At 62.6% G+C, this 15,474-nt stretch carries 12 protein-coding genes; 5 read left to right on the top strand and 7 right to left on the bottom strand.

Translation table 11 applies throughout. From position 1 onward, the window contains the following. Positions 1 to 19 precede the first annotated feature (19 nt). Together KI810_RS03600 and KI810_RS03595 are read left to right on the top strand one after the other, a co-directional pair. Positions 20 to 592 (top strand): CoA pyrophosphatase, encoded by a 573-nt coding sequence (locus KI810_RS03600; protein WP_246525133.1) that lies wholly within the window; start codon positions 20 to 22, stop codon positions 590 to 592. A gap of 17 nt (positions 593 to 609) precedes the next feature. Continuing rightward, complete coding sequence (locus KI810_RS03595; RefSeq protein ID WP_214174090.1) at positions 610 to 1,533, top strand: diguanylate cyclase; 924 nt, start codon at positions 610 to 612, stop codon at positions 1,531 to 1,533. Here the strand turns inward: KI810_RS03595 and KI810_RS03590 are convergent. From KI810_RS03590 to KI810_RS03560, 7 genes are all read right to left on the bottom strand, one after another. Continuing rightward, positions 1,516 to 2,154, bottom strand: coding sequence for an endonuclease III domain-containing protein (locus KI810_RS03590; protein WP_214174716.1), 639 nt, complete (start codon positions 2,152 to 2,154; stop codon positions 1,516 to 1,518). The genes KI810_RS03595 and KI810_RS03590 overlap by 18 nt on opposite strands. 33 nt (positions 2,155 to 2,187) lie before the next feature. Beyond that, positions 2,188 to 5,361: a bifunctional [glutamate--ammonia ligase]-adenylyl-L-tyrosine phosphorylase/[glutamate--ammonia-ligase] adenylyltransferase gene (gene glnE, locus KI810_RS03585; protein ID WP_214174089.1), complete on the bottom strand. Its 3,174-nt coding sequence runs from the start codon at positions 5,359 to 5,361 to the stop codon at positions 2,188 to 2,190. Next, positions 5,358 to 6,398 (bottom strand): S-methyl-5-thioribose-1-phosphate isomerase, encoded by a 1,041-nt coding sequence (mtnA, locus tag KI810_RS03580; RefSeq protein WP_214174088.1) that lies wholly within the window; start codon positions 6,396 to 6,398, stop codon positions 5,358 to 5,360. Before mtnA ends, glnE begins: the two co-directional genes overlap by 4 nt. A gap of 179 nt (positions 6,399 to 6,577) precedes the next feature. After that, positions 6,578 to 8,017 (bottom strand): Asp-tRNA(Asn)/Glu-tRNA(Gln) amidotransferase subunit GatB, encoded by a 1,440-nt coding sequence (gene gatB, locus KI810_RS03575; RefSeq protein WP_214174087.1) that lies wholly within the window; start codon positions 8,015 to 8,017, stop codon positions 6,578 to 6,580. A 126-nt stretch (positions 8,018 to 8,143) separates the two neighbouring features. Next, positions 8,144 to 9,601 (bottom strand): Asp-tRNA(Asn)/Glu-tRNA(Gln) amidotransferase subunit GatA, encoded by a 1,458-nt coding sequence (gatA, locus tag KI810_RS03570; RefSeq protein WP_214174086.1) that lies wholly within the window; start codon positions 9,599 to 9,601, stop codon positions 8,144 to 8,146. A gap of 137 nt (positions 9,602 to 9,738) precedes the next feature. Then, on the bottom strand, positions 9,739 to 10,026 hold the full coding sequence (gene gatC / locus KI810_RS03565; protein ID WP_214174085.1) for an Asp-tRNA(Asn)/Glu-tRNA(Gln) amidotransferase subunit GatC: 288 nt from the start codon (positions 10,024 to 10,026) through the stop codon (positions 9,739 to 9,741). Positions 10,027 to 10,184: 158 nt separating this feature from the next. Beyond that, complete coding sequence (locus KI810_RS03560) at positions 10,185 to 12,431, bottom strand: ATP-dependent helicase (RefSeq protein ID WP_214174084.1); 2,247 nt, start codon at positions 12,429 to 12,431, stop codon at positions 10,185 to 10,187. Here KI810_RS03560 and KI810_RS03555 point away from each other — a divergent pair. The 3 genes from KI810_RS03555 (at position 12,417) to KI810_RS03545 (ending at position 15,462) form a co-directional block, all read left to right on the top strand. Beyond that, complete coding sequence (locus KI810_RS03555) at positions 12,417 to 12,674, top strand: hypothetical protein (protein WP_214174083.1); 258 nt, start codon at positions 12,417 to 12,419, stop codon at positions 12,672 to 12,674. The two genes, KI810_RS03560 and KI810_RS03555, sit on opposite strands and share 15 nt — an antisense overlap. Before the next feature lie 35 nt (positions 12,675 to 12,709). Further along, positions 12,710 to 13,192, top strand: a complete 483-nt coding sequence (locus KI810_RS03550; protein WP_214174082.1) for a hypothetical protein — start codon at positions 12,710 to 12,712, stop codon at positions 13,190 to 13,192. Positions 13,193 to 13,422: 230 nt separating this feature from the next. After that, complete coding sequence (locus KI810_RS03545; protein ID WP_246525132.1) at positions 13,423 to 15,462, top strand: TonB-dependent receptor domain-containing protein; 2,040 nt, start codon at positions 13,423 to 13,425, stop codon at positions 15,460 to 15,462. Positions 15,463 to 15,474 lie beyond the last annotated feature (12 nt).

Below are 15,474 nucleotides of genomic sequence, written 5' to 3'. Positions count from 1 at the left end.
ATCCAAAATTGACGTTCCCATGGACCTGAAAGATCACATAAAGACCGCCCTGGCAGCCCATGTCCGGGTACCCATGGCTCCCGGGCCGGTACCGGCGGCGGTGCTCCTCCCCCTCTTTCCGAAGTCAGGGGAATACCACGTCCTCCTCACCAAGCGGACCGAGCACCTGAACCACCACCGGGGGGAGATAGCCTTTCCCGGCGGCAGCGCCGACCCGGACGACACCGACCTGCTCCAGACCGCCCTGCGGGAAACCTGGGAGGAGGTGGGGATCGCGCCGGAGGACGTGGATATCCTGGGAGTGCTGGACGATTTCTACTCCATTCACAACTACCTGGTCACCCCCTACGTCGGCCTCTTTCCCGCCGATTACCCCCTCAAGGTCAACAGCTGGGAGATCGAACGGATACTGGAAGTCCCCCTCTCCCATCTGCTCCGTCCCGAGGTCTTCCGGACCGAGGACTGGAACTGGAAGGGGCGCCAGCATCCGGTCCATTTCTACACCTTCGGCGATGACGAAATCTGGGGGCTCACCGCAGCCATTCTGAAGCAGTTCCTCGACCTGGTCTTTGGACGTCTGACACAGCCTTGATCGGAGTAATGGAATCCATGCCAACCAGCGTTCTCGTCATCGATGATTCGGAAATGGTCCGTGACCAGATAATCCAGACCCTGCGGAAATGCACCCTGTTCGACCAGTACCGTGAGGCCGGCGACGGTATCGAAGGATTCAAGGCCCTGATCACCGAACCGGCGGATCTGGTGCTCTGCGACCTGGAGATGCCCCGGATGGACGGTTTCAAGTTCCTGGCCCTGATGCAGTCCCAGAAGGGGCTTAAAGACATCCCGGTCATCATGCTGACCGGCCGCGAAGACACCGAATTGAAAATCCGGGGGCTGGAACAGGGGGCCTGCGACTACGTCACCAAGCCCTTCGACGCCGGCGAACTGGTGGCGCGGGTCAAGGTACAGCTCAAGATCAAGGCCCTCCAGGACGCACTGAAAAGGTCCAACGAGCTTCTCACGGAGCTCTCCAATACGGATCCCCTGACCGGGCTCAGCAACCGTCGCTACTTCGCGGAAACACTCGAACGGGAATTTCCTCGCTCCGTCAGAAAAAACGAGTCGTTCTCCCTCGCCATGGGAGACATCGATTATTTCAAAAAGATCAACGACACGTACGGCCATCAGGAAGGTGACATGGTCCTGACAACAGTTGCCACCTTCATCCGCAACCTGATCCGCCGCTACGACGTTGCTGCCCGTTACGGCGGCGAGGAGTTCGCCGTGATCCTTCCTGATACCGACGCCGCCCAGGCCATCCAGTTTGCTGAAAGACTGCGCAAGGGGGTCGAAGCGCTCACCTTTTCCGGCAGACTCCAGCCACTCACCGTCACCATCAGCATCGGCGTCGCCACCTTCCCTTCCCCGCAGATCGACTCCATTGACAAACTGGTGCGGAGTGCAGACGAGGCACTCTACCGTGCAAAGAAAAACGGCCGCAACCGGGTAGAGTCACGGGAGCATTGTTGAGGGACAGACGTGGAGGGGGCAGCCGGTGCAGCGGGGGCGCTTGCGGCAATGTTCCTTGCCGTGCTGGACGATGAGGGCGTGGTACTCGTTGTAGAGGCGGGGATCGGCGGGAAGATCAGCCATGAAGAGGGAACGGACCGTTTCGTAGTCGGCCTTCTCCGAGACGAGACCGAGGGCCGCGAAGAGCCGCCTGGTGTAGGCATCCACCACGAAGGACGGCTTCTCCCCCGCATAGAGCAGGATCGAATCGCAGGTCTCCCGGCCGATTCCCGGCACCTTCAGGAGCTCTTCCCGCAACTCCCCCCACTCCCCGGCGAACATCCGTTCCAGGCTCCCGCCGAACCGCTCGAACAGCCACGACACGAACCCCTTCAGACGGACGCTCTTCACGTTGAAAAAGCCGGAGGGACGGATTGCCTCCGCGAGCAGGTCGAGAGGGACGTCGCGGAGCGCCCCGGGGGTGAGGAGCCGGTCCCGTTTCAGGTTGGCGATCGCCTTCTCAACGTTCCCCCAGTTGGTGTTCTGGGTCAGGATCGCCCCGACGCAGACCTCGAAGGGGGTCTCCGCCGGCCACCAGTGGCGGTGCCCGTAGCGGGCCAGGAGAAGGCCGTAGATCTCCATGAGACGCCCTGACTTCACCTCGCGCCTCACCCTTCACTCCTCGCCAAGAATCCTGTCGTACACCCGCCGCACCTGCTCCGTCACCTCTTCGTAGTCCCGCATGAGCACATCCCCCGGATGCTTCAGCTTCGGATCGTAACCGAGGCGCCGGGCCAGCTTGTCCAGGTACTCCCGCGGCCCCCCCAGGTCGTTCATGGAGTGGTCGTGGAGGATCCGCAGGCGGTTCTCCAGCCGCCGCAGGAACTTGTAGCCGTGGGAAAGCACGGCAAAGTCCTCCTCGCCGACCAGGCCGTCCCCCTTCATCCCCTTCAGGGCCGTGAGGGTGCTGAAACTCCGGATACCGACATGGTCGCAACCATGCCGCAGCTGCAGGTACTGGACGATGAACTCCACATCCACCATCCCCCCCCGGCCGGTCTTGATATTGTAGCTCCCCTCGCTCTCCCGGGCGATCTCGTTCTCCATCCGCATCCGGAGACGGTGGATCTCCCGGCGGGCATCATCGGTCACGCAGACGCCGTACACCGTCTGCCGGATAATCTCCTCGATGCTCCCCCTCAGCAGTTCCCCCCCCAGCACCACCCGCGCCTTGGTGAGGGATTGGCGCTCCCAGAGCTGGGACTCCTCCCGGTGGTAGTTCCGGAATGACTCCAGGGAGGTGACCAGCGGGCCGGCGTTTCCCGACGGACGGAGGCGGGTGTCGATCTTGTAGACGTATCCCTCCCTGGTCTGGGTGGTGAGGATAGAGATGATCTTCTGGGCCAGCTTGGCGAAGTACTCGTGGTTGGTCAGCTGCTTCTCGCCGTCGGTCACCCCCTGGTGATCGTAGATGTAGATGATGTCCAGGTCGGAGTGATAGTTGAGCTCGTACCCCCCCATCTTTCCCATGCCGATCACCGCGAAATCCGCTTCCCGAGCCACCCCGTCGGCGCCGGTCCAGGTGGGCCGGCCGAACCGGGCCAGCTCCCGTTGCGCCATCCGGTGGGCGGCCGCCAGGCAGATATCCGCCAGGTTGGTGAGCTGGGTGGCGATCTCGGTCTGGCCGAGCTTGCCGTAGGTGTCGTTCATCCCGATCCGGAGGAACTCCTCATGGCGGTAACGGCGCAGCACGTCGAGCCGCTCCTCGAAGTCTTCCGCCAGGTCGAGAAGCCCTGCAAGCTCAGCCTCCATCTCCTCCCGCTCTTTGATGAAGGTGGCATAGGTGCGGGACACCATGCTGTCAAGCAGTTCAGGGTGGCCGAAGAATATCTTGGAGAGAAATTCCGACATCCCGAACAGGGAAACCAGCAGCTTGAGGATCTCCCGGTTCTCCGCAAGGAGGGCATAGAAAGAGGAGCGGGAACCGATGGCGCAGAGAAAGCGTTCCAGGTTGGTCAGTGCCATGTCCGGGTCGGGGGAGGCGAATATCTCCTGGAGCAGCAGCGGGGCGATCTTCTCCAGGAGCCGCCGTGCCCGCTCGGTGAGATTGGCCCGGGGAGGGCCGTCCCGCAGGAGGAGCAGATGGTCGTAGGCGGCATCCACCCTTTCGAAGCGTCGTTCCGCCAGCATGTCCTTGATCAGGTCCGGATCGGCTTTGCGGTCGAGGAAAAAATAGATGTCAGGATTCACCTCTTCCCGCAGTTTTTCATCCCGGGAGAGGAAGAGCCCGCCGTAGATGACGGAAACAGCAGTGCGATGCACTTCCAGGTCCTGCCGGAACTTCTCCAGGCCGTTGGCGCGCAGATACCCGCAACGGCGGGCGAGCGCCCTCATCTCCTCCTCTTTGTGGGGAAGCGAATGGGTCTGGCGTTCCTGCACCACCTGGATCCGGTGCTCGACGGTGCGGAGGAAACGGTACGCGTCGCGAAGGGCGCTGTAGTCGTCCTCCTTGATGATGCGTGCCTCGAGAAGGGCGGCCAGAGCCTGGAGTGAGTTCTTCTGGCGCAGTGCCGGGTTCTTGCCGGCATAGACCAGCTGGAGGGCCTGGATGAAGAACTCGATCTCCCGGATGCCGCCCCGGCCGAGCTTGATGTTGTACTCCCCCTCCTGGGAGCGGGCAAGGGACGCGTCGATCTTCTTCTTCATCCCCATCATGTCTTCCACCAGGTTGTAATCCAGGTACTTGCGGTAGACAAAGGGCTCGATAGCCGCCAGCAGCTGCTCCCCCAGGGGAATGGAGCCGGCAACCGGCCGCGCCTTGAGCATGGCGGCCCGTTCCCACGACTGCCCCCACGATTCGTAGTACACCTCGGCGGAGCGTTGCGAACAGGCCATGTCGCCGCTCTTCCCCTCCGGGCGCAGCCCCATGTCCACGCGGAACACGAAGCCGTCCTCCGTTACCTGGGAAACCGCCTTGGAGATCATCTCCCCCAGTTTGACAAAGAAGGCGTGGAGGGAGATTTTCCCCTTCACCCCCCCCTGGCCGTCGGGAACGCCGGCCGTCTCTCCCTGATCGGAGGAGTAGAAATAGATGATGTCGATGTCCGAGGAGAAGTTGAGCTCGCGACCGCCGAATTTCCCCATGCCGATGACGGTCAGGTCCGCCTCCCGCTCCCCCTGGGGGGTCTGCATGAGCGGCACGCCATGCTCGGCGACGAGCCGGCGCCGGGCAACCTCGTACGCCACCTGGAGTGAGGCGGCGGCCAGGGAGGAGAGTTCACCGGTCACCTCTTCGAGGGGAGCAAGGCCGTTCAGGTCCCGGGCGGCGATCCGGAGGATCTCGGCGAATTTGAAGCGGCGCAGGATCCTGAAAATGGCGGGATAGTCGTCCGTTTCCCCTGCCAGTCCCCGCAGGACCACAAGGGTCTCCTCCTCGGTGCGACAGAGATCGATCTGCCGCTCATGGAAGAGCTGGCGGAAATAGAAGGGATCGCGCACGATGATGTTGGTGAGGAAGGGGGAGGCGCCGCAGAGGGTTATCAATTGAGCCAGCCGCTGCTTCCTGCCGCAGACGGCAAGGAGTTCGTCGCGGGAGACGACGGTGCTGATCCGTTCCAGGCCGTTGAGGGCCATATCGGGGAGTGCCGTGCCAAGCGCAGCGATGGCAATGGACTTCAGGGTGTCGAGGGGGAGGACATCGGCCAGCAGGCGCAGATTGGTGGCCGACCGGGCGCCGTAGGCGAATCCGTGGCGTTCAAGGAAGGTACTGAGGTGCCGGTCCTTTTCCGCCGCCGGCTCTCCCGTCAGGGAATGCTCCAGCGCCGCGGCGAATTCGGCGCTCCGGGTCATTGACCCACCAGCCGCTTCAGTACCCGCTCGTAGTCACCCCGCACCACCCCTTTTTCGGTGATGATGCCGGTGATGTATTTGGCGGGAGTGACGTCGAAGGCGGGGTTGCGAACCCGTATCCCCTCAGGCGCCACGGGGAGCCCCTGGAGATGAGTCACCTCCCGGGAGTGCCGCTCCTCGATGGGGATTGCCTCGCCGTTTTCAAGGGATAGGTCGAGGGTGGAGATGGGGGCGGCCACGTAGAAGGGGATGCCGTTCTCCCTGGCCAGCACCGCCACGCTGTAGGTGCCGATCTTGTTGGCGGTGTCGCCGTTGGCGGCGATCCGGTCCGCCCCCACCACGCAGCAGGAGATCTCCCCCTTTTTCATGAAGAAACCGGCCATGTTGTCGGAGATGAGGGTCACCGGGATGTGGTCCTTCATCAGCTCCCATGCGGTCAATCGCGCCCCCTGGAGCCAGGGGCGGGTCTCGTCGGCAAAGACCTGGATGTTCTTCCCCGCCTCGTGGGCGGCACGTATCACCCCGAGTGCCGTGCCGTAACCGGCCGTGGCCAGACCGCCGGCGTTGCAGTGGGTAAGGATGGTGGCACCCTCCTTGATGAGAGCAGCGCCGTTCCTGCCGATTGCCCGGCAGATCTGCAGGTCCTCCTGCTCGATGCTGATCGCCTCTGCCTTGAGGAAGGCGCGGATGCTGTTCAGGTCCTTGTCCCGATGGGCCTCGGCGACCCGCTTCATCCGCTCGATGGCCCAGAACAGGTTGACCGCCGTCGGGCGGGTACGGGCCAGGATGTCGCAGACGTTGCTGAGCTGCTGGTAGAATGATTCGTGGGTATCGGCGATGATCTCCCTGCTCCCGAGGGCGACCCCCATGGCCGCCGCCACCCCGATGGCGGGAGCGCCGCGGATCACCATCCCCCGGATCGCCTCCGCCACACTCTTGAAGTCGCTGTACTCGATGTACACCTCTTCGCCGGGGAGCCGGGTTTGGTCGATCATCACCACCTTGTCGTCGCGCCATTCGATCGTTCTGAAGGACATGGAAACCTCTTTTCACCACAGAGTCACAGAGCCACAGAAGAAAAGCACACATCGGAGAAACAGTTAACCACACAGCAGGCTACAAAAACAAATCCAAGGACTTATTTGTTTTGTGCCCATTACTTCGCAGCTAAATAGGTTTTCTCCGTGTCTCTGTGCCTCTGTGGTAAGGTGTTACATCAACCTTTGAGCTTCTTCAGCAGCAGGTCGTTCACCACCGCCGGGTTCGCCTTCCCCTTGGAGGCCCGCATCACCTGGCCGACGAAGAAGCCGAACACCTTCTCCTTGCCGCCGCGGAACTCCTCCACCTGCCCCTGATTGGCGGCGAGGATCTCGTCGATGATCTTTTCGATCTCCCCCGTATCCGAGACCTGGACGAGCCCCTTCTCCTCCACGATGGCCGCTGGCGCCTTGCCGCTCTGCCACATCTCGTCGAAGACGGTCTTGGCGATTTTATTGGAGATGGTCCCCGCGTCGATGAGTTTCAGGAGCTCCGCCAGCAGCTCCGGCGACACCGGACAGGCCGTAATGGCGAGCCCGCTGTCGTTCAGCCCGCGGGTCACCTCCCCCATCACCCAGTTGGCCACCGGCTTCGCCTGGGGGTAGCGGTTGAGGCACGCCTCGAAGTAGTCGGCCAGCTCCCGGCTGGCGGTCAGGACCTCCGCATCGTAGAAGGGGAGGCCCAGCTCCGCCTGGTAGCGCGCAAGGCGTGCTGCGGGGAGCTCGGGAAGGGAGAGGCGCACATCCTCCACCCAGTCGTCGGAGATAACGAGCGGCACCAGGTCCGGGTCGGGGAAGTAGCGGTAGTCGTGGGCCTCTTCCTTCCCCCGCATGGAGCGGGTTGTGCCGCTGTTCGGGTCGAACAGCCGGGTCTCCTGCACCACCTTCCCCCCCTCCTCGATCAGCTCGATCTGCCGTTCGATCTCGTATTCGATCGCCTGCTTCACGAACCGGAAGGAGTTGACGTTCTTGATCTCCGCCCGGGTCCCGAAGGTAGCGGACCCCACCGGCATCACGGAGACGTTGGCGTCGCAGCGGAAACTCCCCTCCTCCATGTTCCCGTCGCAGATCCCGAGGTAGACCACGATCTGGTGGAGCTTCTTCAGGTAGGCCACCGCCTCGTCGGCGCTCCGGAGGTCAGGCTCGGAGACCACCTCCAGAAGAGGGGTGCAGGCCCGGTTCAGGTCGACGCAGGAATCGTCACCCACGCCGGGGACGTCGGCATGGACCAGCTTCCCCGCGTCCTCCTCCATGTGGATCCGCGTGATGCCTATCCGCTTCGCCTCCCCCTCCACCTCGATGTCCAGGTGGCCGTTTATGCAGATGGGAAGCTCGTACTGGCTTATCTGGTACCCCTTGGGAAGATCCGGGTAGAAATAGTTCTTCCGGGCGAAAACACTCCGGGGCGCGATGGTGTGGTTCGTGGCAAGTCCCGCCCGGATGGCGTACTCAACCACCTTCTTGTTCAGCACCGGCAGAGCGCCGGGGAGCCCCAGGCAGACCGGGCAGGTCTGGGAGTTGGGAGCGGCGCCGAACTTGGTCGAGCAGCCGCAGAATATCTTGCTGTTGGTGAGAAGCTGGACGTGGACTTCGAGACCGATGACGGCTTGGTAGTTCATGCATTAATCTCCAAAATTCGATTCAACACGGATGGACACGGAACAAGACGGATTTGCGCGGATCTGACAACAAACCGGGCTTGCTGCGTAACTCCGGAAAAATCCGCGTCTGTCCGCGTTTAATTCTCAGATATCAGCCTTCTTCTTATGCCACTCCGTCGCCTGTTCGAAGGCGTAGGCCGCCTTGATGATGCTCTCCTCGCCGAAGGGGCGGCCGATGAGCTGGAGGCCGATGGGGAGCCCGGACTGGCTCAGCCCCGTCGGGACGGAGACGGCGCAGGTACCGGCCAGGTTGACCGGGATGGTGAAGATGTCCGAAAGGTACATCTGGAGCGGATCGTTCACCTTCTCGCCGATCCGGAAGGGGGGGGTCGGCGCCACGGGGGTGAGGATGACGTCCACCGTCTCGAACGCCTTGAGGAAGTCGTGCATGATGAGGGTGCGGACCTTCTGGGCCTTCAGGTAATAGGCGTCGTAGTAACCGGAGGAGAGGGCGTAGGTGCCGAGCATGATCCGCCGCTTCACCTCGGCGCCGAATCCCTCGGCCCGGCTCTTGTTGTACATGTCCACAAGCCCCCCCGCTTCCGCCGACCGGTGGCCGAAGCGGACCCCGTCGTAGCGAGCCAGGTTGGAGCTCGCCTCGGCGGTGGCGATGAGGTAGTAGGTCGCCACGGCGTAGTCGGTGTGGGGAAGGGAGATGTCCACGAACTCGGCCCCCAGCTGCCGGTAGGTCGCGATGGCGGCGTCCATGGCCTGCTTTACGTCGGGGTCGAGCCCGGGGATGTGGTATTCCCGGGGAAGCCCCACCTTGAGACCCTTCACGTCCGGGACGAGGGATCTGGTGTAGTCGGGGACCGGCCGGTCCACGCTCGTGGAGTCCTTCGGGTCGTGACCCGCCACGGCGCCGAGCATAATGGCGGCATCCCGCACGTCCCGGGTCACCGGCCCCACCTGGTCCAGGGACGAGGCGTAGGCGATGACCCCATAGCGGGAGACCCGGCCGTAGGTCGGCTTGAGCCCCACGCAGCCGCAGTGGGAGGCGGGCTGGCGGATGGAGCCCCCCGTGTCGGTCCCCAGTGTCGCCGTCGCCTGCCGGGCGGCGATGGCCGCGGCGGAACCGCCGGAGGAGCCGCCGGGGATGCAGGCCAGGTCCCACGGGTTCTTCGTGGAGCCGAAGGCGCTGGACTCGCAGGAGGAGCCCATGGCGAACTCGTCCTGGTTCAGTTTCCCGACGAGCACCGCCCCCCTCTCCCGGAGCCTTTCCCAGCTCGTGGCGTCGTAGGGGGGAACGAATCCGGCGAGGATCTTCGAGCCGCAGGTGGTTCGCACCCCCCTGGTGAGGAAAATGTCCTTGAGGGCCACGGGGATGCCGGTGAGAACGTCCATCTCCCCGGCGGCGATCCGCTTGTCCGCCTCCTGGGCGGCCGTCAGCGCCTCGTCGGCCGTCACGGTAATGAAGGCGTTGACCTTGGGGTCGGTCGCCTCGATCCGGGCAAGGAGCGCCCGCGTAGCCTCCACGGAGGAGACCTCCTTCCGTTTCAGCCTGTCGTGCAATTCGTGTATGGTCAGTTCATAAAGTTCCATCGTTTTCTCCACATAGAATCAAATGCCATTCAACGCTGACTGACGCGGATTTTTTGGATGAACACGGTTAAGTCTCCATAACCGAAGAACTGCGTTGATCCGTTTTTCTCCTCGTCCTTCTGCGTTTAATTCCCGAATTATTCGATGACCTTCGGTACCCGGAAGAACCCTTCCACTCGCGACGGCGCATTGGCCAGGGCGTTGTCGATGCCGATGGAGTCGGTTGCCACGTCATCCCGGAAGGCGTTCTCCATCGGGACGGCATGGGCCGTCGGGACGATGGCGGAAGTGTCCAGCTCGTTCAGTTTGTCCACGTAGGCAAGGATGGCGTCCATCTGGCCGGTGAAGGTGGCCGCTTCCTCATCAGTCAGCTCCAGGCGGGCGAGTTTCGCCACATGCTCCACGTCGGCGCGGGTTATTTTCATGGGGGTCTCCAAGGGGAATAAAAGTCGTTACAGAAGAGTGTATTTTTAGCATGAAAGGAATTTTTAGGCAATGGGCGATGGGCGAGAGGCAAGGGGCAATAGGCTTGAATGCATGGAGGTTTCCCCATTGCCCATAGCCCAGCGCCCCGCGCCTGCCTTCAAACCCTTTCGAGTCCTGCAAAGCGGACAAGGAGCTTTTTCGGACCGACGGAGTTGAACCAGACGATCACCTTCTGCTCGTCACCCCGCCCCTCGATCTTCCGGATGACGCCGACCCCGAACTTGCCGTGGCGCACCTTCATCCCGAGCCAGACCCCTTCCTCAGGCTCGTCGTCGGGTACCATCCGCACCTCGTTGTCAAATTCCGGCTCCATCTCCGCCTCGAACACCGCCGCCAGGTTGTGTCCTGCCGGTTCCCTGCTCGCAAGACCCTGCTTTGCGTAGTTTCCCGATCCCCGGTCCCCGGTCCCGAGTCCCAGCCGAGGCTGATACTCCTCTTCCAGCTCCAAAAGCTCCCGCGGGATATCGTCCAGGAACCGGGAGGGGGGATTGTACTGCTCCTGGCCGAAGATCCGCCGCCGGCGGGCGTTGGAGAGGAAAAGCCGTTCCCGGGCCCGGGTCATTCCCACGTAGCAGAGACGACGTTCCTCCTCCATCTGTTCCGGGTCGTCCAGAGCCCGGACGTGGGGGAAGAGCCGCTCCTCCATGCCGATGATGAAGACCAGGGGAAACTCCAGCCCCTTGGCCGAATGGAGGGTCATGAGGGTCGCCGACTCCTGCCCCTTCTCCCCCCGCTCCAGGTCGGAGATGAGGGCCACCTGCTCCAGGAACGCCGGAAGGGTTTTCTCCTCGCTCGTCCGCTCGAACTCCGTCAGGGCGGAGACCAGTTCCTGGAGGTTGGCGAGCCGGTCCTCCGCCTCGTCGCTTCGCTCCTCCTGGAGGCGGGCGGCGTACCCCGTATCCTGGATGACCCGCGCCGCCAGGTCGGCCAGGGAGAGGGTGGCGACCAGCCCCTGGAACCGCTCCAGTAACTGGACGAAGCCGGCGATCTTCCCCCGGGGGCCGCTGGCAAGAAGCCCCCCCGTGGCCGCTTCCTGGAGGGCATCGAAAAAGATGAGCCCCCGGCGGGAGGCCATCTCCGCAATCTTGTCCACGGTGACAGCGCCGATACCCCGCGCCGGGGTGTTGATGATACGTTTCAGGGCGATCTCGTCGGCAGGGTTGACGAGCACCTTCAGGTAGGCGAGGATGTCCTTGATCTCCAGCCGCTCGTAGAAACGCATCCCCCCCACCATGTGATAGGGGATGCCGTCGGCCACCATGGCGTCCTCCACCACCCGGGACTGGGCGTTGGTCCGGTAGAAGACCGCCACCCCCCGCAGGTCGCCCCCCTGGCGCACGTACCGCTCGATCTCCCGGCAGACGAAGCGCGCCTCCCCCCGTTCGTCCTCCAGCCGGCGGTAGACGATCCGCTCCCCCTCCGGGTTATCGGTCCAGAGGGTCTTGGGCTTGCGCCCCCGGTTCCGGGCCACCACCTTGCCGGCGGCGGCGAGGATGGTCCGGGTGGAACGGTAGTTCTGCTCCAGTTTCACCACCTTCACGCCGGGAAAATCTTTTTCGAAATCGAGAATGTTCCGGATGTCGGCCCCCCGCCAGCGGTAGATGGACTGGTCGTCGTCCCCTACCACGCAGAGGTTTCGCCGCTCACCGGCCAGAAGGCGCACGAGCCGGTACTGGACCGGATTGGTGTCTTGATACTCGTCCACCAGGATCCAGCGATACCGCTCCCGGTAACGATCCAGCACCTCAGGGTGCTCCTCGAAGAGGCGCACGGTCAGGAGCACCAGGTCGCCGAAGTCGAGGGCATTGCACTTCCGGAGCCGTTCCTGGTAGGCGGCGTAGACCCTCGCCAGCTTCTCCACGTAGAAGTCGCCGGCGGGAAGCTCCTCGGGCGACTGCCCCGCATTCTTGCAGTCGTCGATAGCCGCTGAGAGTGACTTCACTGAGAACCGCTTTTCATCGAGCCCCATCTGGGTGACAATTTCCTTGAGGAGCTTCTCGCTGTCCTTGTCGTCGTAGATGGCGAAGCTGCTGTCGTAGCCGAGATGGTGGATCTCCCGCCGCAGGATCCGGGCGCAGGCGGAGTGGAAGGTGGAGATGAGGGGGAGTTCCCCCCCCCCGAGGAGCCGCTCCACCCGCTCCCGCATCTCCCCCGCTGCCTTGTTGGTGAAGGTGACCGCCAGGATCTGCCAGGGGGGGACGCCCCGCTCGGTGACCAGGTGGACGATCCGGTGGACGATCACCCGGGTCTTGCCGGAACCGGCCCCCGCCAGGATCAGGAGCGGCCCCTCGCCGTGGAGGACCGCCTCCTTCTGGGGAGGGTTGAGATTGTGGAGAAGCTTCATGGGACGTCCTTCGGGGATGGTGTCGATGCATGGACTGAAAAACCTGCAGAGGGAGACCACTGTAAGATTTTTGCGACGGCAAGGCAAGGCAAAATTCTGCCCGGGAACCTACGCTTCGGGCACTGGTTTTTTACGACGGCTCGGTTTCCGGAGCAGACCATCTTCCGGCCGGCGAACGGAAATCGTACTCCCCTGCCGGTCAATGGTTTGATTTTTGAAAATATGGTGTATCCTTGCATCTAACTTACCGTCCAGCACATAGATTATGGTAACAACCCATGAAACGTCCCTCACGGCACATAAAGGCTCTGGTCCTTGCAGTGGTCTATACGCTGATCGCCCTGAGCCCCCTGGAGCCATTTGTCCTCCCGTCGACGGCCATCGCCCATGCCATTACGGGTGAATGCGCGGGAGATTGCTCCGTCTGCGACTGCTCTCCCGAGAGGAGCGCCAGCCGCACCTGCTGTTGCTGGCAGAAGAAGCTGCAGGACGAGCGAAAACAGGAACAGGAGCAGGTGCCCGACTGCTGCAAGAAAAAGGAGCGCGACACCACACCCGTGCTGACCTGCGCCTGCCCGTGCGGCGACCGGCAATCACCCCTTTTTTCAGGTACGGAACGATTCGAGCAGTTGCCGTTTCATTTCAGCGATGGACTCCCCGTCGTCAACGAGGAACGCATCACCCCCCATGAGCAACGTCGCCAGACGGACCGTCACGGCGCCCCCCCCGACCCCCCTCCAAAACTCGTCATCCCCTCCTGACAATTGCCTGTCTCCCCGCATCATTCACGCTTCCGGAAACCCGGTCATGTGGAACAGGCGAGGTGCATCCCGCCACGGATGCCCTGGCCAGCAAACGGCAGGCGGCAGTGGCACAGCTCTCGTTTTCCTGCAACGGCTGCCTGCACGCACCATTTCTGTGAGATGGAGATACGACGATGCAGGGAATGCAACATAACTCACCATGAATACTGACCATTTGAGGAGATACCATGAAATCACGTCAACTTCTTGCCGGCCTGCTGCTCGCCGGCCTGATGACAGGAGTCCCGGCCTTCGGGGCTGACAATAGCAACAATCTCATGCTCGACGAAATCGTGGTACGGGGGGAGAAGGAATCCCCCCGGGAAGAAAGCCTGACCATCCGGGAAGTGCGGGAGAGTCCGGCCCGCGATATCGGCGAGGCGCTGAAGGCGGTTGAGGGTGTCTCCATCGTCCACAAGGGGGCCATCGCCAACGATGTGGTGATCCGCGGCTTCCAGAAGGACAACATCAACGTTTTTCTCGACGGGGAGCGGATCCACGGAGCCTGCCCCTCACGGATGGACCCACCCTCCTTCCACTACGACTTTGCCGAAGTGGAGCAGATCAAGGTGATCAAGGGGCCCTACGACCTCGCCAATCCGGGCGGACTGGGGGGAGTGGTGGAGGCGCGGAGCAAGAAGCCGAAGAAAGGCTTCGACGCCGACATTTCCGCCACCGGCGGCTCCTATGACAGCGTCAATGCCTCCGCAGTCGGGTCCTACGGCGGCGAGAAGTTTGACGGGCTTCTCGGCTACGCCTACAAATTTTCCCGCGTTCCCACATCCGGCGACGGAAAACTCATAACCGACATCTATCCTGCCACCAGCAAGAACCGCTATCGCGACACCGACATGGACTCCGCCGCCTATTCCATCAATTCCGCCTGGACCCGGCTCGGGTTCAACCCGAACGAAAACTCCCGGATGGAAGTCGGCTATTCTCTCCAGGAGGCGCTGCACGTCCTGTATCCCTATCTCCTCATGGACGGCACTGCCGACACGACCAACCGGGTGAACTGGAGCTATACGGCAGCCAGGATCTCACCGCTGCTGAAGGAAATCAGGCTCCAGGGGTACTGGAACCACATCACGCACCTGATGAGCGACAAGTACCGGGTGAGTTCCCTCGGCCTGCCGCAGGACTACTCCATGCAGACCAATGCCGACACCATGGTGTACGGCGCCAAGATCAACGGCACGCTGGCCGTGGGGCCGGGAGACCTCAGGACCGGCATCGACTACTACAACCGGAACTGGAACGCGACGAACGTCCGGAAGATGTACATGAACTATCTCCCGGTACGCATGATTCCCGACGTTTCCATCGACAACCTCGGCCTGTTCGGCGAGTACACGGTCCCCCTCGGCGAAAGGGTGAAGCTGACCGCCGGGGTCCGCGGCGACCTGGCCTGGGCAGAGGCCGACGCTTCCAACGTGTATGTGACCCCCCAGAACGACAGCACGGATTTCAGGACGGTGAACGCTAACGTGCAGCTCACCTATACCCCGCTGAAGGGGGTGGAAACCTACGTCGGGTTCGGCAGGGGCTCCCGGACCCCCGATCCCCAGGAACTGTACATCGACCTGCCGGCCATCGTGATGCCGGGAGTGCTCAATCCCGGTCAGCGGGGAAACGCCGATCTCAAGGTGACCGTCAACCATCAGGTCGATCTCGGCCTCAAATACCATACCGAAACCTTCTTCATCACCGGCTCGTTCTTCTACAGCGACCTGTCCGATTACGTGAACTATTACCAGGCGAGTCCCACGCTCAAGAGCTACCGGAACGTCGACGCGACCATGTGGGGTTACGAGGTGGGTTCCCAGGTAGTACTCCCCCGCGACTTTTTCCTGAAGGGCTCCCTCTCCTACACCTGGGGGGATAACGACGATACCCACGCCCCCCTTTCCGAAATTCCGCCGCTGCGGGGAACCATCGGGGTACGCTACGACAACAACGCATTCTTCGCGGAAGTCGCGGAAAACCTCTCATCCCGCCAGGAGCGGGTCGACCTTAACCTCAAGGAGCAACCCACCGCCGGCTACGCCACCACTGACCTCAAGGGAGGATTCAGGTTCAAAGCACTGTCTGTCTTTGCCGGGGTCAACAATCTTCTCGACAAGCAGTACTACAACTACCTCTCGTACCAGCGCGACCCCTTCGCCAGCGGAGCCAAGGTTCCGGAAAACGGTCGCAACTACTACATAACGGCACAGTACACGTTCTGAAGCAGATGCTTT

Source organism: Geomobilimonas luticola, assembly GCF_018476905.1.
GTDB classification, from domain to species: Bacteria; Desulfobacterota; Desulfuromonadia; order Geobacterales; family Geobacteraceae; genus Geomobilimonas; species Geomobilimonas luticola.
The sequence above is the reverse complement of the archived record's forward strand: the minus strand, read 5'-3'. Positions and strand labels throughout refer to the sequence as shown.